The sequence below is a fragment of the Polynucleobacter necessarius genome (assembly GCF_900095195.1).
GTDB classification, from domain to species: domain Bacteria; phylum Pseudomonadota; class Gammaproteobacteria; order Burkholderiales; family Burkholderiaceae; genus Polynucleobacter; species Polynucleobacter necessarius_G.
In genome coordinates this window covers 228,109-250,142 of record NZ_LT606950.1, presented here as the reverse complement: position 1 = coordinate 250,142, position 22,034 = coordinate 228,109, and the positions used below count along the sequence as shown (strand labels likewise).

Sequence of the window (22,034 nt, the reverse complement as noted above, 5' to 3'; positions counted from 1 at the left end):
TTATATCTCTTTAGATAAATTTGCTTTAATCCAAGCAGCTAAAACTTTAGGTTGCATCCAATCGGTATTATTGTCACTCGTATAGGAAAAGTTTTTATCCACTAATTTTCCGCCACGCGACATTAGCTCGATATCTCCTCGAAGGTTGATACTTGGTAGTATCTTGTAAAAATCATCGTACTCGTATGTGAAAGCCGCATCCTCGATCCCAATCATCTGCTCATGAATTTTCTCTCCGGGGCGTATCCCAACGATTTTATGCTGCGCCATAGGGGCGATGTTATGGGCAATATCAATCACTTTCATAGAAGGAATTTTCTTTACGTATATCTCGCCACCATGCATGTCTTCAAGTGCATTCCAAACCAGTTTGACCCCCTGGTCAAGGGTAATCATAAATCTCGTCATTGCTAGATCAGTAATTGGCAATTCCTTTTGATCACGCATGTTCCAAAAAAAAGGTATCACAGAGCCTCTGGAACCCATGACATTGCCATATCGAACGACCGAAAATCTAGTATCGTGCTGACCAGAATAAGAGTTAGCTGCCACGAACAATTTATCAGAAGCAAGTTTTGTTGCCCCATATAAATTAATTGGGCTGCTTGCCTTATCTGTAGATAAGGCCACTAAACGCTTTACGCCCTTATCTATACAGGCATCTATTAAATTCATTGCTCCTAAAATATTAGTTTTGATACATTCAAATGGATTGTACTCAGCTGTTGGAACAATCTTAAGTGCTGCGGCATGTACAACATAATCAATACCATCCAATGCACGCATGAGCCTATCTTTGTCTCTGATATCGCCAATAAAAAAGCGAACTCTAGGTTCATGACTAAATCTCTTCGACATTTCCCACTGCTTCATTTCATCGCGTGAAAAAATGACAACTTTTTTAATATCGTCATTTAAAAGGCAGGATGCTAGAAACTCATTACCAAATGAACCCGTGCCGCCAGTAATTAATAATGAGGAATTTTTAAACACGAATATTAATCCAGCTAATAAAAAATAAATTATACACTAAGGGTGTGGGTGAGAAACCCTACGATGGTAAAGAAGTGGAATTATAAGCAATAAAATATTTGTATAAAATAAATACGGAACTTTAAATGGACTCATAACGAAACCCGTTATGCAAAATGCAATAATGATTGGTAAGGATAAATTAGGCTGGCTTTTAAAAATCGAAATTAAGTAAGAAAAAATCAATAAAATACAACCTAAGATCCCATAAGTCTGCGAAATATCAATAAACATATTGTGCGTATCGGAAGTTTCTATACCCTTATCTTCATTTTTGAGAGTTTTACGCTCAAGACTTTTACCAACTAAAAACTCAACAGGACTTAATTTACCCACCGATTTTTGATATTCTTGCCAAATTTCAACCCTGCCGGACAATAATGAATGCGACATCCTTTGCGATAAAATATTAAAGTAGCCTGTATATACGATATTTATCGTAGTAACAATCGAATATAATATAATAATTTTTGATTTGTAGAGTATAAATTTTTTATAATTATTTAAATTCCCCATTATGGACACTAAGGAAAAAAATATTGCAAAAACGAGAATCCAGGTTCTTGATTGCGTTAAGATACAGACATTAATGACCATAAAAAATAGAAACAATAAGGTATTTTTGTTCTTTTCAAGAGAATTATTAAAAATCATAAAATAAAAAGTTGAAACGTAAAGCACATAAAATGCTAAAGCAGTTTCTCCAGCGCTTCTACCCAAAAGGGTTAGATAGTACCTATTATCGCTGCTTTTGGAAAAAATTGAGGCATTAAAAATAAATTCAAATAAAAATGATAATGCGATATGGGTCAATAAGACAACAAATAGTATCTTAAAAAGAAATTTTAATTGTTGATAATTAAGAAATAATGCAAAAAAAATTGAGAGGGTTGGAAATAATAATTTAAAAAGCTCCCTAAAGTCAATTTTATCTATGGGTGTTTTATAAAATAAACATATATTTAAAACTAAAAAAAAGAATAAAAAGAAAAATTTAGGGCTAATTTTAATAGATAGCACAATTTTACCTTTTCTCAACCGAAAACACTATCAGTGAATGAAAGTAAATGGGCAATATTTGAAGCACTCTATTTAGCAATACTCCAGATTTGTGAAAAAATCTGGGTTTAATAATGTCTAAAATTTTGAACCCAGAATTCTCAATTATATTAAATAGTTCATTAGAGCTATAATAAACCCTCTGGAATCGATATTTATCATGCCATTCTTTAACATTAAGTGAATTAAGCCTATAAAAAATCCATCTGAGGGAATATTTTTCGTAAGGCGTATACATTATTATCGCTCTGCCGCCAGGTTTTAACAGGCTATTTATATCTGCAAGAACTTGAATTACCTCTGCATCATTATCAATAACATCAACTACAAAATTCAAAAATATTGCGTCATATAATTTATCTCGACTAAATTTATTCAAAATATTTAAGCTCTCTTCAGTACTCATCATCGCCTGAGCATCTATATCAAATGCTGATATAGATGATTTTGGGAAAATTTCCTTAATTTTTTTTGTCCACCCTCCGTACCCACAACCATAATCCAAGATTTCACCACCATTAATCCATCGAGCAATGAATTTTCTTAAATAAACAGGACAAAAAGGCTCAACGTACCCCGCATTCTGAAATTTATTTTTCATACAATAGTTCAATATTTCCATCTTTAATTACATAAACCTTATCACACAAATTCAACGTCGATTTCTTATGGCTCACCATCAAGATTGACTTGTCTTTAAATAGATCTAATATTTCAGATATTATGGCTATCTCTGTTGATGCATCTAGGGCGCTTGTAAATTCATCCAAAATCAATATTTCAGGCTCTCTGTATAGTGCTCTTGCCAAAATGATTCTTTGGATTTGACCCGGCGATGGTAAAAAAGAACTTCCACCAACTTTGGTTTGATATTTACAAGGCAAACCTTCAACAAAACTAGATATCTTGGCAGATTTAGCAGCATTTTCAATCCTACTCATAGATTGGTGAATTGAAGCTAATTCGGGTGCTATATTATCTGCTATTGTTCCTGGGAAGAGAGTCATCTTCTGCGATATGTATGAAATTCTACTCCAAAGAAATCTCTTGTTTTCACTTAAATTAATACCTTGGTTTAAGGTGATTTTTCCACTTGATGGATTCAATATTCCAATTAAAAGCCTTAATAGAGTTGACTTTCCTGAACCAGATTGGCCAATGATTCCTATTCTCTCGCCTTTTTTAAATCTGAAATTAATATTGTGTAATATTGAATTATTTTCACCCTCAAATTTATATTTGACATTTTCAAAATGAATTTTTTCTATATGCTGCAGAGGATAAATTTCTTCCGATAAATCTTCCTGTTTAATTTTTAGATAATCAATTATTTCTTCGCATATATACTTTGAGGATTTAATTGCACTCCATGAATAATATATTTGTTGCGCGGATGGAATCATTCTTTGCGCGCTGAATGCAACTGTTCCCAACATCGGCAAAACCACATCCATCCGTTCTCCATTGAGTAGCAAATAGTACCCCATAAGGCAAAGAAAAACCACCCCCAAACTTTCAATTAGAAATCTTGGATAAATTCTAAGAAAATCTATTTTTCTTAAATTTTCATTCAATTCCTTATTTAATAGTTCAAATTTTGATTGGAAGAATTTCTCATTTCTATAAATTTTATTCTCAATAAAACCTTCATAAGTAATATTTAATATCTGATTAATGCTAGATAGACATCTAGATACTAATTTTCCGGAATTAATAATTTTTTCGCGGTTAATGAGTGAAATGGTAGAGTAACAAATTCCAATAAATAAAAAAATATAAAAAGATATTACTAAATTAATATAAATTAAAATAATCGCAATTCCTATACATATTAATGTGTTTACAAATAAGTTCAAATACGGTAGTATGTGCTGTTGGGCAATGATGTCGGATTTTTTTAAGATAGAGGTTACAAATCTATCGATCCCCATGTTTTCATAGTCATGATAATCAGAATAAATTAAATTTTTATAGATTCGATCCGATATCTCTTCCCCGATTCCAAATCCAACTCTACCCTGAAATTTATTTATATAAATCCTGAATAAGGCTGATGTCGTTACAATAAGGCAAAATACTAAACTCAAGTTTTGGATACTAAAATATTCAGAATTTAAATTATTTTCATTTGATGAAATTAGCTTTTTTAAAAATGGATAAACAGTAATTATTGATAAAACCTCAAGTAGCGATGCTAATGACAAGCCAAACATGAGAATAATATATTTTCTCAACCATTTCTTACCTAATATTTTTAGTAACTTTATTGGCATTATTTATAATAAAAGTCAAAACTGTTTTTATCAACCTTATTAAATATTTTTTCTATAGCAATTTCAAATTTTTCATTTGAGGTCATTTTAAATCCATATTTTTCGTTTAATTTTTTAACAAATTTGTTTGTCTTTTTTATTATCGCCAACCATGTTACATTAGGGTATGTTTTATTTGTCAGATTAAGCTGGTATTTTAACGCCAACATGACATCTAAAGGAGATATTTTTTCACTAGCAATAAACCAGCCACCAAATAAGTAAAGCTCAGAATCCACTATTTTTGTTTGGTGCCATATGTATAAAATTGGTTTGCCATTATGCTCCATCACATAAGATTCTCTTTCATTTGTTAACCACCAATTGTAATGCTCCACTTCAGGTATCAATGAATTAATTGTCATATTGTCTGAATTTTTTTTTAAATTTCTTGCGTATAAATATGCATTTACATCTTTATCGTTAATCTTTCTAAAAGATTTATCATTTTTCTTACTAAATGCTCCTTTTTTATCTTTCTCTTTATATTTATGTTGCATAGGGACTACTTTATCGTCGCCTCTTATAAGAGTTTGCAGTTGATTAGAAACCCTTTCAACACCAAACTCATCTAATTTTACATTCGCGCTCTTTTGCAACTCCTTGATGCGCTCTCTTTTCAAGTAGAAATTCTTGCAAAGCAAAGCAAAATCATTTTTATTACAATTTTCAAAATTATTGATATGAAAATAATGTCCCAAATCTTCAAGATTTTTTTTATCATTTAGTTGATTTTGAGCTATTGAAAATGAGAGGCAAGAACAGCCTAGTGATAATGCCTCGAATAGCGTAGTGCCTGAACTGCCTATATACACTGATACATCCGTTAAATACTCAGTAAGATCTGGTGCATTCTTGATTATTATCAGCCTACTATCTTTGATGATTCTTTTTATTTTTTCTGCATTTTCTGAAAATGGCCCCTCTATTAGATATATTTTTTTTAATTCCTCACGATCAATATCGTCGAGTAATTTATTAATAACTGGGAGCATTATTTCTAAATTACCTCCACCACCCAAAGTAATTAATACTGACCTTTTGTCTCGGTTATCATCATATTCATCTTTTACTCTTTGGGGTGAGAAAAAATAATTTGGTCCAAGCAGTTTTATACACTCAGGATTTGTTTTGCCTTCATACCTCGTGCTGCTTCCCCTACCATCATATTTTGAGTCAACAAGAACTGAGCAGCAATGCTCAACGTCCCCTCTATCATCAAATGCACATAAGTTTGGAGTTAAATTTTTTCTTATAATTTTTTCCCAGACTTTACTAAATCTATAGTCATCAACCACAACTGCACTAATTTTTGATTCGCTTTCTAATATATTTATACATAAGTTAGCGTCCCCTTCCTCGGAGATATATTGCGACTTTTGAGGATAAACCTCAACAATTTTGAATGATGAAGGTACAAAATGTCTTGGAAGATTTTGTATAGCATCCACCAAAAAAACAATCTTGTATTTTTTTTTGAGTGAATTTGCTAACTTGATTGCCCTCTTAATGTGTCCAATACCTGAACTATTTGATCCATTAACTCTAAATACGATCATTTTTTGAGTGCTAAATATTTTTTGCTTATAGAAGAAAAATTTTGCTTTGCCTGCTCCCTGAGTAATTTCTTATCAAGTTTTCCGGTGGCATTAACTGGAAATGATTCATAAAAAGCATATCCAATTGGTCTCTGAAATGGGGATAAATTCTTTCTGACATGTTTTCTAATTTTTTGCTCTATTTCAACCTTTGATCCACGTGCAATAACAAATGCTACTGGTACCTCAACCAAATATTTGTCCTCAAATCCTACTACACAACAATCAATAATCCCCTCTATCTGTCTAATTACCTCCTCGATATCAGAAGGGTAAATATTGCTACCTCCAGTTATGATGAGGTCTTTCTTTCTGTCTACAAAGTACAGATACCCATCTCTATCCAGGTAACCCAAATCACCGGTGTAAAAGTATCCATCTACAAACGTTTCCCTATTCAGATCGTCTCTATTAAAATAACCTTCACAAATCGTGTTGGATTTAATTTTTATTTCCCCTACTGATAAAGGCGTTTCAATCCTTTTTTTATGTTCATCTACAATTTCAATAATTACATTTTCACAGGCTCTTCCCACAGAACCTCGCTTGCTTACATGATCATTTTTATTTAAATTTGTTGCAGTGCCGACTTCAGATGCTCCGTACATTTCATAAAAATCAAAGTTAGATATTGCAAAAAATCTCTCTTTGGTTTCGTCGTCAATAAATGCAGAGGATGAAACAAGCGCTCTTAGATCAGAGCCCTTTGATATAAATTCAAAAAAATCATCTTGCAAGGAATTAAGATGGGAGGAGACGGCTATTGTAAATGAAACTTTTGCCTCCTTGACTTTGCTGTACCAAGTTTCTTTTGAGAATTTTCTTAGGAATACAAGTGTCCCACCTAACAATAATGGTAAAAAAGTAAGTCTTTGACCTAATGAGTGGTGAAAAGGTGATGCACATAAAACAACATCATTTTCGCTCAACATATAAGTATTTTTTGCATGCATAAAACGCATAATCTTGGCCTTTTCGGAGAAGACTATTGGCTTTGGATTACCCGTTGAGCCAGAAGACAAGGTAACCAAAAAGTTGCTGTAGTCACAGGACTCAACCCTCACCTCTGCTTCATTCTCAGCTCTGTCATCTTCGACTCTGCATTGAAATGATAATATGTCAAGATTATCTAGTTCATATGGAAGATCATGCAAAAGGTAATTGGCCTCTACCGATTCAACGGCCAATTTGACTTGACTATCTATTAGCTCTGGATTTATAGGGGCTATAAAGAGATTACAGGCATTTAACGCCAAAACTGTAATTAATTGTTCGCACTCATCTCGATACAATATCGCAACACAGCAATTATCGCCACTTCTAAAATCGATTAGCTTTAATAGCCGATTAGCCCTCTTTCTTACGAGAAGGCACAACTCTGAATAGGTAATCGAAATATTTTCTGCAGTGATAACTGCAATTTTGTTAGGAGTTCTATTTGATCCCCGCAATAATTCATCGTAGATTACCCCCATCAATTCTCCTAATAACCCCTTCGGCGACTTTAACAAAACCAGAAATGGTATGCGAGCCCGTTTTTTCAAGCTCATGCATAGGTAATTCAGCGCCTAAAATAGATTCTATATCTGAGATAATATTTATTATTTCAAATGAATCCAAACCAGCATCGTCAATAAAATTAAAGTTATCAACATTATTTCCAAAATTAACCACGCCAGCTTCTTTCAATAATTCAATTAGCTTTTCTCGCACGTTTATCAAGTTACCCCACCCCCAGAAATTATGTCATCAAGGTCCCGCCATTTACGTGAATAGTAGTGCCGGTAATGTAGGACGCTGAATCCGAACAAAGAAATCCAACAACACTAGCCACCTCCTCAGGCTCCCCAAGTCTTGACATGGGAATCCTTTGCTCCAAGGCCTTTCTAACATCGGGAGGCATAGATCTTGGCAGTTGAGTATTAATTGAACCTGGCGCAACGGAGTTTACACACACATTCTTACCAGCATAAATACTTGCTAAATGTCTAGTGAAGGCGGTTATTGCCGCTTTAGTAGCTTCGTAGCTAGGGGAAGCGCCAGGATGCGGCAAAAAGGCCATTTGAGAAGTAATATTAACAACTCTTCCGTAATTATTTTTTGCCATGTCTGGCATAAATTTTTGACACATATTAAAAGTGCCGTTTAAGTTTACGTTAATTACAGACGACCACTCTTCAAGGGTCATGAGCTCAAAAGGAGTTCTAGTAATTATTCCAGCGCAGTTTACTAAAATATCAACTTTTTTAAAATTCCGAATTGAGGTGAATTTAACGGCATCGCAAAAAACTGGCGATGAAATATCGCCTAAGATATCAATAACAGAAACATCATATTTTTTTACCTCAAATAACAACGACTCCATCAGAGCAGAATTATCGTGACCCAATAATATTAAGTTCGCTCCTTTGGATGCGAAAAATAATGCAATTGCGGAGCCAATACCACCTGAGGCTCCAGTAATAAGCACTGTTTTCCCACTGAAACTATCTTCCATGTTCATATGGATCCATTATAGCGGTATGTGATTTTTTAAATAAAAAAGTTGTTCGGCCTTAACCAAATCCTCAGGAGTATCTATGTCAACTGAAAGGTGGTTCACTGAATATCCACCTTTTAAAGTTCTGGTTTGTTGTGCAAGAGTGAATGATTTTTCCTTATATAAAACAAACTCCCCTGTTTCGTGCCATGAAACCGGAAGATCCTGAGATCTTTTTGTAATGCCAATACTATCAACCGGCAACAATATTCCATTACCGTTCATTTTTAATGCCCACTCAATTGGAACCGAAAATTTTGTTACGGATATCATTTCATTGACTTGATTATTAATTTCAAACTGCTTAAGAGCATCCGAGATACAATTTTTGTCCAAGAAAACAGCAGTGGCAAAAAATATGCCTACTATATCAAATTCAAACCCTCTCTCACTGTATTTCTCTAATACATATCTCTTCACATCACTCAATGGAGCGCTATCAGTTGCAGCCTCTGGATTTCTCATAAATTCGGGCGAAAATCCTGCTGCACTAACCAACTCAAGTGTTTCCTTGTCATCGGTTGAGACGTGTATCACATCAAACTGATCGGATGCTCTAATTTGCTCCAGTACCCATAGAATCATAGGTCTACCATGAAATAGCCTAATATTCTTCTTTGGTATCCTTTTACTACCACCTCTCGCGGGAATAATTGCCAATCTTTTCAAAAGCTATCCTGTATATGTAAAATTTTGTTGAAAAATTGTGAAAGCCTAATGGGGTAGCAACGTCTTGGAGTAATTTTGTCCCAAAATTTACCTATAACAAAGGTATTTTTTTGTCATAGTACTGCCAACTCCAAAGCAAATCCAAAAGATAAGTTGAACTAAATTAATACCTTGGGAAATTTCCGAAGTTGTCCAGGTCAAAAAAATTGCAAACAATCCCCAAGACAAAACGCAAGCCAATAAAGCTTGATCATCCGCAATATTTGACGACTTCGAGATTGTATGCAACCGATATAGAACGAGAAGAAATGCGGTAAAAATTAAAATTATTCCAGGCACGCCAATCCCTAAAGCTAAGTCAAGCCACCCGCTATGAACTTGATCAAGAGAAGAGTTTGGCCACTTCTTTAATCCCAAATTTGCAAATGATCGGTAGACTAATCCGTAACCCAACGGGTTCTCAATGAGCATTCTTGAACCGACAATCGCCCACGCCGTCCTATAGTAAACCGTTACTGACACCACCTTGCCATTTTCATTAACGGGAAACCCATTGCCCCCAAATTCCTTCCACTTTTCATATAAATCAACCTGCTGCCCTACCTTGACATCTTGAAAAAAACTTTTCCAAGCTGAGTTTTTTTCAAGACTTTGATCAATCGAAAATAATATTGGGACGCAAATAATGACTGCCACTAAAAAAGCGCGTTTAAGGAGCTTACTATTATTTAATAATTTTCTCCAGGAATTTAACACAAGTGAAATTAAAAAAATTATTGTCAATACAGAGGTATAAATGACTGCATTTTTAATATTTACCAAATTAAAAACTAATACAGAAATTAACATGCCAAAAATAGCTACAGCGCTAAAGAAGTAATTCATTTTCCTAAGGGCGCAGAATTGAAGAATTCCAATACCCACAGCAAACGTTGGCATTAGAGCAACTGTATAAGCAGTTTTATAAATCCAATATGCTGAAATAGGCCGATCATAAAGAATCAAGTAATCTGGCAATACTAGATTGTGTTGAGTTGCGTAAAGACCTAAAATATACTTAAAAATATAAATAAGCCCTGGTCCTATCATGCCGAAATAAATTAAAATAATGCACTTAGATACTGACTTAAATCTAGAAATGCCTAGACCAAACCCTAAGCCATAAATCATTACAATGGTTACACGCTTCCAAATACTCTCCAACTCCCTAAATTGCCGAGGAAAATTATCGCTTAAAAAAAATAGATGAAAAATCATCCACATAATCATTGCCACCAAAAACCAAAATGGCAATGGCCATGAAGTCTTTAAAAGGTAACGATTCAAGTAAAGACTATAAACACTAAGTATGGCTCCAATAATGATTAACGAATCTGTGAAAAAAATAGTATTTGGGTAGCCCCAAACCGCATACAGAATAGAAAAGAAAATGCTTTGAGCCCATATTACCCAAGAGGGAATAACTCTTCCTGGTGCACTTGAGTGCTCAGCTCCAACGCAAGGGGTCATGATTTACTTTCCAATATCTTTTCTAAGGTCATGTCAATTGCACCATCGAGATCTAGTGGTTTTGGGCAGCCCATCATCAAACCTTTGTTTATCGAAGGGACATATCGATCAACTATTGAATAGTTTAATCGCGATAATTGAACCCCCACCTTAAAGCGCTTTGATATTTTTTCAGCAAGCTCATGGATTAATACAGCTTGATCAGAGCCAACATTCACGATAGGGCATGCGTAAGAGGCCTTATCTAAAATCTTCATAAGCCATAATACCAAATCATCAGAATATAAATAACTTCGATAAACGCAATGCTGTGCTTTGACTTGCACATCCCTTCCCTGAAGACCATCCTCAATAAAATTACCAATTGCAAAGTGCTGATTTCTGGGCAAATAGAATCCAACAAAAGCAAAACATCGTGCAATCGCCACCTTAATGCCTGCCTTGCCCAATTCCTGCACACAATACTCTGCATCCCGTTTAGCAGCAGCATAATCACGTTTTCCATGATCCAGCGAATCAATCGGCTGTAGAATGGCGTCCTCTTGAATGTGGCCTAAGGCTTCAAGTTGTTGCCCGTATACTGCACCAGAACTCACATACAAAATCTTACTTTTCGGCAAAAAAATTGTTGCTAATCTGCAAAAATTGGAGACGCCTAATTGTATGTTTTTTCTTTCTATTTCAGGCCTTAAAAGGTAGCCTCGAGCATCAGTAGAGGCAGCGGCGTGTATTACATAATCAGCAACCGGAAGTTCACGACATAATGTAATATCAATATCGTGTAAAAAAAATTTTTCTGAGATTAACTCTGGGTTTGAACGAATTAAAGCACTTGCATTTCTTGAAACTACTTCAATTCGCTCAACCCCCCAGGGCTGCAGCAAACCTCGACGATATACATCCAAAATGGATTTCCCAAAAAAACCTGAACCGCCAATAACTAAAAGTGTCGCCATATAAACTTCGGGTGAATATGTGATACTGTCTCTACAGACCCCTCTTCTTGAAAGCGCTGAGCATTTCTACATTTGAAATGTAGGGCGTGTCTAGCATTTCAACAGTAATCGGTTTGTCTTTATTGCATGGTGCCAGCAGTCGATGGCCATACTTACCCAACATCAATTCGCGACTGGAGATCTGCCCTTTTTGTAACGGAATGGCTAGATAACAGTCGTCTTCCGTCAACAGCTGACCTGCAGCCAAGTCTTTTTTGGCATAGACGCCCCGAACGTAGGAGTCCAAATACTCTACCTCGCGATCTAAGAAATTACGCCTTTGTGTTGAAGATGTTCCACACATCTCGCGTGCCTTATGCCAAGCCTTGAACCAAGTATCAATTTGATGCGGCAAGGAAGAGTATGTTGCAACTTCAAAACCATCATCATTAATGTCGATATGACGCTCAAACGTTCTGGCCCCTTTTGCATACGCGATATGCATCGATGCTGACCAATCATGATATTCGTGACAAGAGTAGCCAATAACTAAATCAGGATAGTGATTACGTAAATAGTCAATTTGATTTAACTCACACTCTTTATCTTCATAAGGGTAGGCAGCGATGCAATGATTGAGTGAAAGAGGTATGTTTCGATGCTTAAAAAATGTCACCAAATCATCCATATCCTTCTGAGACATACCGCCAGTAGATACAATAACAGGACGTCTCGTTTTAGCAATTTTTTCGAGCAGAGTCCAATCATTGTTATCAGCGCTTGCTACTTTAATGATAGGCATATCAAACTCAACACACCAATCCACAGATTTTTCATCAAAAGGGGTAGCCATCGGAATGCAACCGCTTTGACGGATCGCCTTTACTAAAATCACAAAGTCTTCTTTAGACATCCGCGTATCAGATAAGCGTTTGACATAACGAATGTCTTGGTGATCTAAAAACTCTTTATGAATAAAGTTATCAATATCACGGAACTGCAATTTAATTGCAGCGCGAATATTATTAAAACGAACAACCTTAGAAAAACGATCAATAATGGCAAGCCCTCGATCTACATTTCCCTGGTGGTTGCTGGCCACCTCCAGAACAAATAAGTCATTAAAAATGTCGTTGTTTGCGATTTTACTCATGTCATCATCCATTAAGGCAATCTTGATATACGGAATACAAAATTATTTGGTTTCTATATAAGGATTATAAGGTTCAATAAGGCTAAGTGAATTTGGACCCTATAAAAGATCAGAATGGCAATCTATTACCCGATCGACCAGCGAAATATCGACACCGTCATCATATCCGCCTCGAAAAAAAACAAATGGAACATCGCAAGATATAGCCAATTTTTGATCAATGGTGCTGTCACCAACCAATATTGTCTCCTTTCTGCCAGTCCCATAGTAATTAAGGCATGTCAGCAAATTCAGTGGATCCGGCTTTTGACTAGGCAAATCGCCTCCCGCAACGACACAATCAAAGTACTTTACCAATGAAAGCTCCTGCAAAATCCGATCAACTAAATTTCTGGGTTTATTAGTGCAGAGCGCTAAAAGAATATCTTTTTGCGAAAACTGCTCGAGCACTTCGCGTACCCGTGGATATAGATCGGACTCACTTGTCTTGTAATCTACATAGCGTCGCCTAAACTCACCCAAAGCACTATGGGCATTATCAGCGTTTATTTCAAGCGCATTGGAAATTAACGATATTCCACCCAAACTAATCCAGGGAGTTAATTTGGCTTTATCAATTGGAGTTTGATTACTTTCTAAACGCATTGCATTAATGATCGACAGCACAGTATTAGCGCTATCAATTAAGGTGCCATCCAGATCGTAAACAATCAAGCGTTTAGACACTGCGTTTCCTCCAGAAATCAATCTAATTCAGACGATTTCTAGCCAACTCTTCACGCGACAAGAATGGCGCCATATCGTCTAGCGCGGGGGATACCATCGTCCCATCTGAAAGTTTTCTGGATGCCAACTTAGGAGAGAAGGTCTGCTTGATATCCAGCATGACCTCAAGTAAAGCCGCGTCATTCTGCTCCTCAAGCAACCATCTTAGGGAATGCCCAACCTGGGTAAGTTGACTGATCCTTTTGGACGGTATTTTGAAGGCTTCTCCAAGCTCAACAAAATCGGGAATCGAGACACCGGTATCAGGACCTATCCCAATTAGGTTATCTGAGAAATAGGCATCCTGCGTTTGGCGAATGGAGTGATAGCCCTCATTATTAAGAACAATTAATTTAATTGGGAGCTTATAACCCACAACTGTCTGCAACTCTTGGAGATTCATCATTAAGCTGCCGTCACCAGCTAAACAAATAATACGTTTACCACCACGCGCGATACATGCACCAATCGCTGCCGGCAAATCGTATCCCATGGATGCATTGCCAGAATTGGTGTAAAGACGCTGCTCTTCTTTGAGTTCTGAGGCCTGAAAACTAATCACGCAAGCCGACCCATTACCTGCCACCACCACATCATCTTTAGGCAACTTTGAAAACAATATTTTTATAAATGCATAAGGATTGATAAGCTCAGGATTTTGGTAATGTTCAGCATGAACTACTGGATACTCAGCCACTCTTTCCCGGCACCACTGCAAATATTTAGCATGATCAGGCAATTTGAGACCGTCAGAACTTTCTTTAGCGATTGCCTCAAGTAATGCAGGTATAAAATTCTGCAGTCTTGCATGAATAGGCAAATCAATTTTGAGAGTAGGCTTAATTAATTCGGCTCGATCCGCATCCACCATCACCTTCCAGGCATTCGAAGCAAAGCTTTGCCAGTTGTAACTAACCTGACGAATATTGAGGCGGCAACCCAATACCATTAAAAAATCAGCATTCTGCACTGCAAAATTTCCAGCGCGATCTCCAACTGTACCAGGCCTTCCAGCATAGTAGGGACTCTCATTTGATAGACAGTCATGGGCGTTCCACCCTGTCACAACAGGAATTTTCAAAGCTTCAGCCAACTTCAAAAAATGATTATGCATTTTTGACAAGCGAATTCCTGAACCAACCAGGAGGACGGGCCTTTTCGATTGCTTTAATTTCTCCAGCAACTCTGTTATGCAATCTTGTAAATTTGTGCTGCCTAGATTTTGTAACTCGTCAACGGTATTGGGGTGCGCATCGGCATCATTGATGAGAGATTTTGTATCTTCATCCCAACCGACTAGCTCCTCAGGATCAATTAGCGCCCCCTGAATATCAATTGGAACATCGACCCAAACTGGCCCTGGCCGACCATGTGTAGCCAAAAAGATGGCTTTATCCATCACCAGCTTCACTGAAGTTGCTTCTTGTAAAACTGTTGCATATTTTGTAATAGGCCTTACTATCGAAACGATATCGACCTCTTGGTCTCCGAGCTGACGTAAAGGTATGGGGTAATTTTTTAAAAAAGTTTCACGCTTGACTTGACCTGACACTACTAACATTCCAAGAGAATCAACATAAGCACCATAAACACCATTTAAGGCATTAATGCCGCCGGGTCCAGTCGTGACATTCAATACAGCCAAATTGTTACTTAGCCGGTAGTAACTCTCGGCAGCAATAGCAGCGGCTTGTTCATGATGAAAGCAAACCTTTTCAAGTCGTGCGTTCCGACCAAAGGCATCGTTTAAATGCATGGCGCCACCACCGGTGACTAAAAAAACATGTTTTGCACCAGCCTCAACACAACGAGCAGCAATATAGTCAGCTACACGAATTTTTTGCGCAGTCATTAAAAACCAATTCCTAAATACATTTCAATTTGACTGCAGACATACTCCAACATTTCTTTGGTTAAAGCCGGCTGCACCCCGATCCAAAATGTTTGATTCATCACGCGATCCGTATTGGTGAATGGACCACTAATACGATATTGCACGCCCTCCATAGAAGGTTGACGCACCAAGTTACCCGCGAAAAGTAAACGTGTTCCAATTTTTTGTTGATCTAGGCAAGTTAATAGATCCAATCGACTCACCGGCGAATTTTCTTTGACGGTAATGGGAAAACCAAACCATGATGGATCAGAATGGGGGGTCGCTTCTGGTAGCTGCAAAAATTCTTCACACGTTTTCAGGCGATCCTTTAAGAATTTGAAGTTCGCCTTACGCGCTTGAATGAAATCCTCTAATTTATCAAGCTGCGCCAATGCGCAAGCCGCTTGCATATCGGTGATTTTGAGGTTGTAGCCAAGATGGCTATAGGTATATTTGTGATCATAGCCCCCAGGCAAATTCCCCAACTTCCAGCAAAAACGTTTGCCGCAGGTATTGTCTTTGCCTGGAGGGCAATAACAATCCCTACCCCAATCTCGAAAGCTTTCAGCAATCTGCTTTAGCTCTAAATTATTAGTGAATACAGCACCGCCCTCACCCATTGTGATGTGATGGGCAGGATAGAAGCTCAGCGTGCCAATATCACCAAAAGTCCCTACCATTTTTCCTTGATACCTTGAGCCCAAAGCATCGCAACAGTCTTCAACCAACCACAAGTGATGTTTTTTGCAAAAAGTCGTAACCGCATCTAAATTAAAGGGATTGCCTAAGGAATGCGCCAACATCACCGCTTTCGTTTTAGGACTTAATGCAGCCTCTAATTGTGAAACATCAATATTGTGAGTATTAGCATCAACATCAACAAAAACGGGGATAGCCCCAAATTGCACAATGGGATTAACCGTTGTCGGAAATCCAGCTGCTACCCCAATGACCTCATCACCTTTTTGAATGGCGCGTTTGCCAAGCTTAGGGGACGTGAGGGTAGAAAAAGCAACCAAGTTAGCAGAAGAGCCTGAGTTAACAGTGATTAAGTGCTTTACACCAATAAACTGCGCCAGCTTTTTTTCGAAAAGAGTATTAAAGCGGCCCGTGGTTAACCAGCCATCAAGGGATGCGTCAACCATATTTTTAATTTCACTAGCATCAATCAATTTGCCAGACGGGGGAATCATAGTGTTTCCAGGGACAAATGCCTTAGTAGCAAACTCAATAGCGGCATATTCATCTACCAACTTGCTAATGGCTTGGCGAATTTGCTCTTTTTGCTGTTGCTCAACTGTTTTAACTTCAATCACTTGATTGTTCATATTGCTTTTTGTAATGGGGTTATCAGTTCTACTGAGAAATTTAACTAGCGGGATATATCAATACCTATACTGAATCACAATATAGTTGGATCTGTTCAAGACTAATTTGTCGCATATCTTTACCAGCCTTAAATGATTGATGCCATCGCACAATTTTTTCAATTGACTGCTCAAGACTCCATTTTGGCGACCAACCCAATTGCTGATGCGCTTTTGAACAATCCAGCTTAAGCAAATGGGCCTCATGAGGTTGTACATTTGGGTCTTGTTGCCACCCAGCATTACTACCCCACAATCTTCCTAGAAGATCAACTACCTCTTGAACTGTTTTATTACCCTCATCATTTGGGCCAAAGTTCCAAGCTCCTGCGAACTCATTGCCAAGAGCAAACAAAGCTTGAGCCAATACTAAATAACCTGATAGTGGCTCAAGCACATGCTGCCATGGACGCGTTGCCAAAGGATTGCGAAGCACTAAAGGTGAATTCGATTCAAATGCTGTCAATACATCTGGCACTAAACGATCAATCGACCAATCTCCACCACCAATAACATTACCAGCACGTGCTGATGCAAGAGCTGCTGAGGAAGTTGCAACATTTCCAGAAAAAAAGGACTGGTGATAGGTGTTTGTCACCAACTCCGCACATGCTTTACTGCTGCTATACGGATCAGCCCCACCGAGTGGCTCATTTTCACGATAACCCCACAACCACCCTTTGTTTTCATAACATTTGTCCGTGGTAACCACTACGATAGATTGAATGCTAGGAATTTTGCGGGCGACCTCGAGCACATTTACGGTACCCATTACATTGGTAGAGTAGGTTCCCACTGGATCTTCATACGAAGACCGTACCAAAGGCTGGGCAGCCATATGAATCATGACATCTGGATTGGCCTGCTCCATAGCAAGCTTTAGTGAAAGCAAATCGCGAATATCGGCAATGTGATTTTGCTCAAGCAAATTTGCTACACCAACCACTTCAAAAAAACTGGGGGCTGTATTTGGGGCCAAGGCATAGCCAGTAACTTTCGCGCCCATACTTGTCAGCCAAAGACTCAACCATCCACCTTTAAAGCCAGTATGGCCAGTCAAAAAAACTTGCTTGCCTTGCCAAAAACTAGGGTTTACTTTGTTCAGCATGGCCCGGTTTTGAGAATTACTCATGTCCACGTTTTCCATGGCGCTTTGCCAGATGCCCAAAGGCTTTCAAGATGATTCTTATCGCGCAGGGTATCCATCGGCTGCCAAAAACCGGAATGGAAAAAAGCCTGCAGCTGTCCTTGCTTTGCCAGATTTTGTAAGGGCTCTTGCTCCCACAAAGTAGCATCCGATAAAATTTGCTCGATGACTTTGGGATTAAGAACAAAGAAACCGCCATTGATCCATCCGCCGTCACCTTGCGGCTTCTCCAAAAAAGTTTGGATTTCGGTATCTTTTAGTTGTAACGCCCCAAATCGACCAGGAGGCTGTACTGCTGTCATCGTCGCCAATTTCCCGTGGGTTTGATGAAACTGTAATAATGCGCTCAGATCTACTGAACCTACGCCATCGCCATAGGTCATACAAAAAGCACCATCTAAATACTGTGCCACTCGCTTTAAACGACCCCCAGTTTGGGTCTCTTCCCCAGTATCAACCAAGGTTACTTTCCAAGGCTCGGCCTTTTTCTGATGCACCTCAATACTGTTATGCGCTAAATCAATCGTGACATCGGATTGGTGTAAAAAATAGTTCGCAAAATACTCTTTAATGACATAACCCTTATAACCACAGCAAACGACAAACTCGTTAATACCGTGGGCGGCATACATCTTCATAATGTGCCAAAGAATCGGCTTGCCACCGATCTCGATCATCGGTTTTGGGCGGGATGCGCTTTCCTCAGAAATTCGCGTACCCAATCCACCCGCCAAAAGAACCGCCTTCATATGCGCCACAAACCCTGTAAGCCGCAGAAAATCCCCATTCTACCTACCTTAGGAGCAGACCTCTAGCGGTTTTTCAAAATCCTGAGCAATCCCAATTGCAACCGTGCTAACAAAGCTTTCCGCTTTAAAGGGTGCAATCTGAGACCCGGCTAAAAATTGGGCCATATTGGCTTGATAACGGCCATAATTAGCCTCATCCATAGAGACTAGAAATTGATGTAAATCGGCTATGTTAGCAAAATCCCGTCTATCAATAAAACAGTTGTCCGGGATGAAATCGCGCACATTATTAGCCCCCCAATAGACTGGAACACATCCCCCCATCATGCAGTCGAAAATTTTTTCAGTAATGTAATTCGGCAGATCTTTGGTGTTTTCATAACAAATACCAAATTTGGCGCGCCCATAAGCCTCAAACTTAGTATTAATAGGTCCAAGATAGCTTGGAAATGGCTTATAGCCGTAAAGTTGGGTTCTTAAACGCTTCAGTCTTCGAGTCAATTTTTCAAGCGCACCAAATGAAGGGCTCGGTTTATCCCATCCTCTGCCATATAGACCAAATTCAGTAGGATGATTTTTTTCATACCAACGAATGAGCTTAAGCCGCTCCTCGTATAAATCGCCATCCAATTCTTTGGGAAATCGTTTATTGGCGTTGATCAAGGCAACTAACAATGGCCTTTGAGAATATGCAGGCGTTGAATTGAGGATGATTTCATTAGGCACCATCACCAAAACACCATTTGGCAGACTAGTTATTTTAGGGTTCCAGGAAAAAACTTTGTTAAATTGCGAACAAAATTCAACATCGCAATTTAATGGATTGATATAGGGATTCTCTGTAGCAATTAAATATTTTGGTATAGGGGTATCTTGCAGCGACTGACCCTCGACATACAACTCAAAAGCCACCCCCCTGCCTATATTGAGATCCGGCGTATTAAGTTCAATATCGTGCTTCAGTAAACTAGATCTCAAGAGGCGGGATGTAAATGTTGGAGCATAAGTATGCGTTGGGTCATTCAACGCGAATAAAGAATTTTGACTATGCCCTTCTGCATAGATTGAGGCTTGTCTCATGCCCCTATTTTTCTATGGATTCTTAAATAAATTTTAGTCCAAGATTTATTTAGCAAAGCACGATAAAAACTGGCTCGAGACAATCTCTGGAATCGATGGACTGCGAGATATTGTGAAAACAATTGATACGCTTTCATTTGGCCTCTATCCTTTAGGCTGGGCAGCAGTTTTTTGTAGAAAAAATTACGATAATCGCCCAGTATCTCTGGGCTAAAAATTTCGCCGGAACGTTTTAAGTACGCTAAAAATCGAAAACGGTCATGTCGCGACTCGATGTTGCCGTCATTGCTCTCATGCATACGGTAAATCATCATTGGTTCAGCAATCCAAATAACTGGCCCTCTAATAGCCCACCGAGAAAGCCACTGCACATCCCCATATTTGCCGCCCGCTTTATCAAAACGCAAACCATGCAAAGCACTTCTTCTATAAAAATATGATGGAAGAGGTGCAATTCCTAATTGATGATGGGAAAAATATCGTCGCAATAAATTATTTGGATTAAAGGGGCCGAGATAATCTCTTGCCGCCTTAAAAGACAGTTCAGTAAATTTCTTATGTTGCTCTACCTGGGCGTTCGCCCCAAAAGCTACCGCGGTTGGGTACAGGGCTTGCGCCCGCCAAAAATTGCCAACATAATTGGATAGCATTAGATCATCATCATGAAATAACGTGAAATACTGACATCCGTCAGTCTTCTCAATTTCAGACAGGCAGAAATTTCCGTGCTCAATACCTGATAAGCCTATTGGTCGCTTGATATAAGTAAGCCTTGTTTTATCACCGATCAACTGACGAAGCTCATCAGTATCTGAATTATCAGAGACAATCAACTCAAAACGACTATCAGATTGGGCAAGAATGGACTCGATCGCCTCCACTGCTTGAACGGGGCGATTGTGGGTGAGTAAATAGATGAGTAACACTATCTCGCTTTACTTGAAATAATAAATAGTTCTTTGTTATTAAAAATAGTAAATCTAATTTTTCGGCATTTGTCGACAAAGTTTTTGTAGTTAATACATAAAGCGGAATTGGCCTTCTAGAATGAAATCATTCCATTCTCAAAGAGAGCATCCGCTCTTTCAAAAGAGTGAGTTCAACTGAATATTCTGCCCATGGTTCAGTCCTTATATTTTCACAAATAATGTATTCAAAAGGTCTTCCCAACACTGTAGCCAACCAAAAGAAAAAATTTGTTGGTTCATTAGCGCTTTTGTGAACCCTAGATGGAATTATTTCAAGAATTTTAGCTCCCGGCTTTGTAAACATAGTAAATACCCCGGCAGCACCATGCTCAAAAATCAACTCATCAACTGAACGAAAAAGACTAATCGTATCGACTAACCCAAGACCCCCCAAAGAATGCAGGGTATAACCCTTAGATTTAAGGAATGTCGATATTTCATTGCGATTAATTAATTCGCGGGTCCATGTTGGCCCTCTAAAAACGTACAGCTTCTTAACCTGAACCGTTTCATTGTTAGCAGGAAGCAAAAGATTAGATCTCAAATAATCCATCATGCCCTTGTGAATAGAGGACCACATCCCCTCCAAAAATATGTATTTTTCAAATTTCGATATATGATGTCTGTCTATGATGAGTATTGGATTGGTTACTCCGAGTAGTCTTAGAGAATCTAATTGAAATTCAGTGGGTTGATATGAAAAAACTATAGGCCAATCACTGGGATAATCTCTCAAAAATTTGATTTTTGGCAAAACTCTTCCAACCCAATGAAATACGTTGGTATCGCCTATATCCACCGAAAAATCAATTCCGCGTGAATATGTCTTTTCAGGTTGCGGTATAGATTTTGTAATTTCAAAATGCAAACCTAAAAGAGAATATTGTTTTCGTAACCACCGCATGGCGTGACCATGATGTGGGGTCCCCAAGTACTCTTTGAGAATAAATTTCTCATCGTATATGGCGAGGTTACATTTGGGAAAAAGCGAAACATTAAAAAGATTAATAGCTGTCAGTCCAGCCACGTGCAGCATATTCTGCCTATCCACATCTCTTTTAAATATTTCTGCAGGATTCCCCCAGGGAGTACGTGGAGACTCCACAATTTCAGCACGTAATGAATGGGCCATGTCCTCAAATACCGTGATCGCAGCTCTATCTGTTTGAAAAAATAATGGAGCATCAATGGTTCTGGATAACTGATGTATGGAAATTTCCTGCAACCTGTCATAATGACCATGATCAAGAGAAATTGATAGGTTTTTATATCTCAT

General features: G+C 38.1%; 20 protein-coding genes. All 20 read right to left on the bottom strand.

Features of this window, described 5'->3' with window-relative positions; all coding sequences use genetic code 11:
• Nucleotides 1-993, bottom strand: a complete 993-nt coding sequence (gene pseB, locus BQ1619_RS01395) for a UDP-N-acetylglucosamine 4,6-dehydratase (inverting) (RefSeq protein WP_114661831.1) — start codon at nt 991-993, stop codon at nt 1-3.
• Between the two features lie 36 nt (nt 994-1,029).
• Entirely contained in the window at nt 1,030-2,070 is a 1,041-nt protein-coding gene (locus tag BQ1619_RS01390; RefSeq protein ID WP_114661830.1) for an O-antigen ligase family protein, read from the bottom strand.
• Nucleotides 2,057-2,692 (bottom strand): class I SAM-dependent methyltransferase, encoded by a 636-nt coding sequence (locus BQ1619_RS01385; protein WP_162784565.1) that lies wholly within the window; start codon nt 2,690-2,692, stop codon nt 2,057-2,059. Before BQ1619_RS01385 ends, BQ1619_RS01390 begins: the two co-directional genes overlap by 14 nt.
• Nucleotides 2,682-4,304, bottom strand: coding sequence for an ATP-binding cassette domain-containing protein (locus BQ1619_RS01380; protein WP_162784564.1), 1,623 nt, complete (start codon nt 4,302-4,304; stop codon nt 2,682-2,684). Before BQ1619_RS01380 ends, BQ1619_RS01385 begins: the two co-directional genes overlap by 11 nt.
• Nucleotides 4,305-4,363: 59 nt before the next feature.
• A complete protein-coding gene (locus tag BQ1619_RS01375; RefSeq protein WP_114661823.1) occupies nt 4,364-5,962 on the bottom strand; it encodes a hypothetical protein in 1,599 nt (532 codons plus the stop codon).
• On the bottom strand, nt 5,959-7,476 hold the full coding sequence (locus tag BQ1619_RS01370) for a class I adenylate-forming enzyme family protein (RefSeq protein WP_162784563.1): 1,518 nt from the start codon (nt 7,474-7,476) through the stop codon (nt 5,959-5,961). The genes BQ1619_RS01375 and BQ1619_RS01370 overlap by 4 nt, the downstream gene beginning before the upstream one ends.
• Entirely contained in the window at nt 7,457-7,690 is a 234-nt protein-coding gene (locus BQ1619_RS01365; protein ID WP_162784562.1) for an acyl carrier protein, read from the bottom strand. The genes BQ1619_RS01370 and BQ1619_RS01365 overlap by 20 nt, the downstream gene beginning before the upstream one ends.
• Nucleotides 7,691-7,742: 52 nt before the next feature.
• Entirely contained in the window at nt 7,743-8,504 is a 762-nt protein-coding gene (locus BQ1619_RS01360; RefSeq protein WP_114661816.1) for an SDR family NAD(P)-dependent oxidoreductase, read from the bottom strand.
• Nucleotides 8,505-8,513: 9 nt separating this feature from the next.
• Nucleotides 8,514-9,209, bottom strand: a complete 696-nt coding sequence (locus BQ1619_RS01355) for an acylneuraminate cytidylyltransferase family protein (RefSeq protein ID WP_114661814.1) — start codon at nt 9,207-9,209, stop codon at nt 8,514-8,516.
• 87 nt (nt 9,210-9,296) lie between these two features.
• Nucleotides 9,297-10,718, bottom strand: a complete 1,422-nt coding sequence (locus tag BQ1619_RS01350; RefSeq protein ID WP_114661812.1) for an O-antigen ligase family protein — start codon at nt 10,716-10,718, stop codon at nt 9,297-9,299.
• The gene (locus BQ1619_RS01345) at nt 10,715-11,674 is read right to left on the bottom strand and encodes an NAD-dependent epimerase/dehydratase family protein (RefSeq protein WP_114661810.1); all 960 of its coding nucleotides are present in this window, start codon (nt 11,672-11,674) and stop codon (nt 10,715-10,717) included. The genes BQ1619_RS01350 and BQ1619_RS01345 overlap by 4 nt, the downstream gene beginning before the upstream one ends.
• Nucleotides 11,675-11,705: 31 nt before the next feature.
• The gene (locus tag BQ1619_RS01340) at nt 11,706-12,806 is read right to left on the bottom strand and encodes an N-acetylneuraminate synthase family protein (protein ID WP_114663464.1); all 1,101 of its coding nucleotides are present in this window, start codon (nt 12,804-12,806) and stop codon (nt 11,706-11,708) included.
• Between the two features lie 99 nt (nt 12,807-12,905).
• Nucleotides 12,906-13,532, bottom strand: a complete 627-nt coding sequence (locus tag BQ1619_RS01335; protein WP_162784561.1) for an HAD hydrolase-like protein — start codon at nt 13,530-13,532, stop codon at nt 12,906-12,908.
• Nucleotides 13,533-13,554: 22 nt separating this feature from the next.
• Nucleotides 13,555-15,423, bottom strand: coding sequence for a thiamine pyrophosphate-binding protein (locus tag BQ1619_RS01330; protein ID WP_114661806.1), 1,869 nt, complete (start codon nt 15,421-15,423; stop codon nt 13,555-13,557).
• Nucleotides 15,423-16,775, bottom strand: coding sequence for a lipopolysaccharide biosynthesis protein RfbH (gene rfbH, locus BQ1619_RS01325; protein ID WP_114661804.1), 1,353 nt, complete (start codon nt 16,773-16,775; stop codon nt 15,423-15,425). The genes BQ1619_RS01330 and rfbH overlap by 1 nt, the downstream gene beginning before the upstream one ends.
• A gap of 64 nt (nt 16,776-16,839) precedes the next feature.
• On the bottom strand, nt 16,840-17,922 hold the full coding sequence (gene rfbG, locus BQ1619_RS01320; protein WP_174222112.1) for a CDP-glucose 4,6-dehydratase: 1,083 nt from the start codon (nt 17,920-17,922) through the stop codon (nt 16,840-16,842).
• A 20-nt stretch (nt 17,923-17,942) separates the two neighbouring features.
• Nucleotides 17,943-18,710 (bottom strand): glucose-1-phosphate cytidylyltransferase, encoded by a 768-nt coding sequence (gene rfbF, locus BQ1619_RS01315; RefSeq protein ID WP_114661800.1) that lies wholly within the window; start codon nt 18,708-18,710, stop codon nt 17,943-17,945.
• Between the two features lie 48 nt (nt 18,711-18,758).
• Nucleotides 18,759-19,790 (bottom strand): glycosyltransferase family 10 domain-containing protein, encoded by a 1,032-nt coding sequence (locus BQ1619_RS01310; RefSeq protein ID WP_114661798.1) that lies wholly within the window; start codon nt 19,788-19,790, stop codon nt 18,759-18,761.
• Nucleotides 19,787-20,716: a glycosyltransferase family 2 protein gene (locus BQ1619_RS01305; RefSeq protein ID WP_162784560.1), complete on the bottom strand. Its 930-nt coding sequence runs from the start codon at nt 20,714-20,716 to the stop codon at nt 19,787-19,789. The genes BQ1619_RS01310 and BQ1619_RS01305 overlap by 4 nt, the downstream gene beginning before the upstream one ends.
• Before the next feature lie 127 nt (nt 20,717-20,843).
• Entirely contained in the window at nt 20,844-22,034 is a 1,191-nt protein-coding gene (locus BQ1619_RS01300; RefSeq protein WP_114661794.1) for a glycosyltransferase family 61 protein, read from the bottom strand.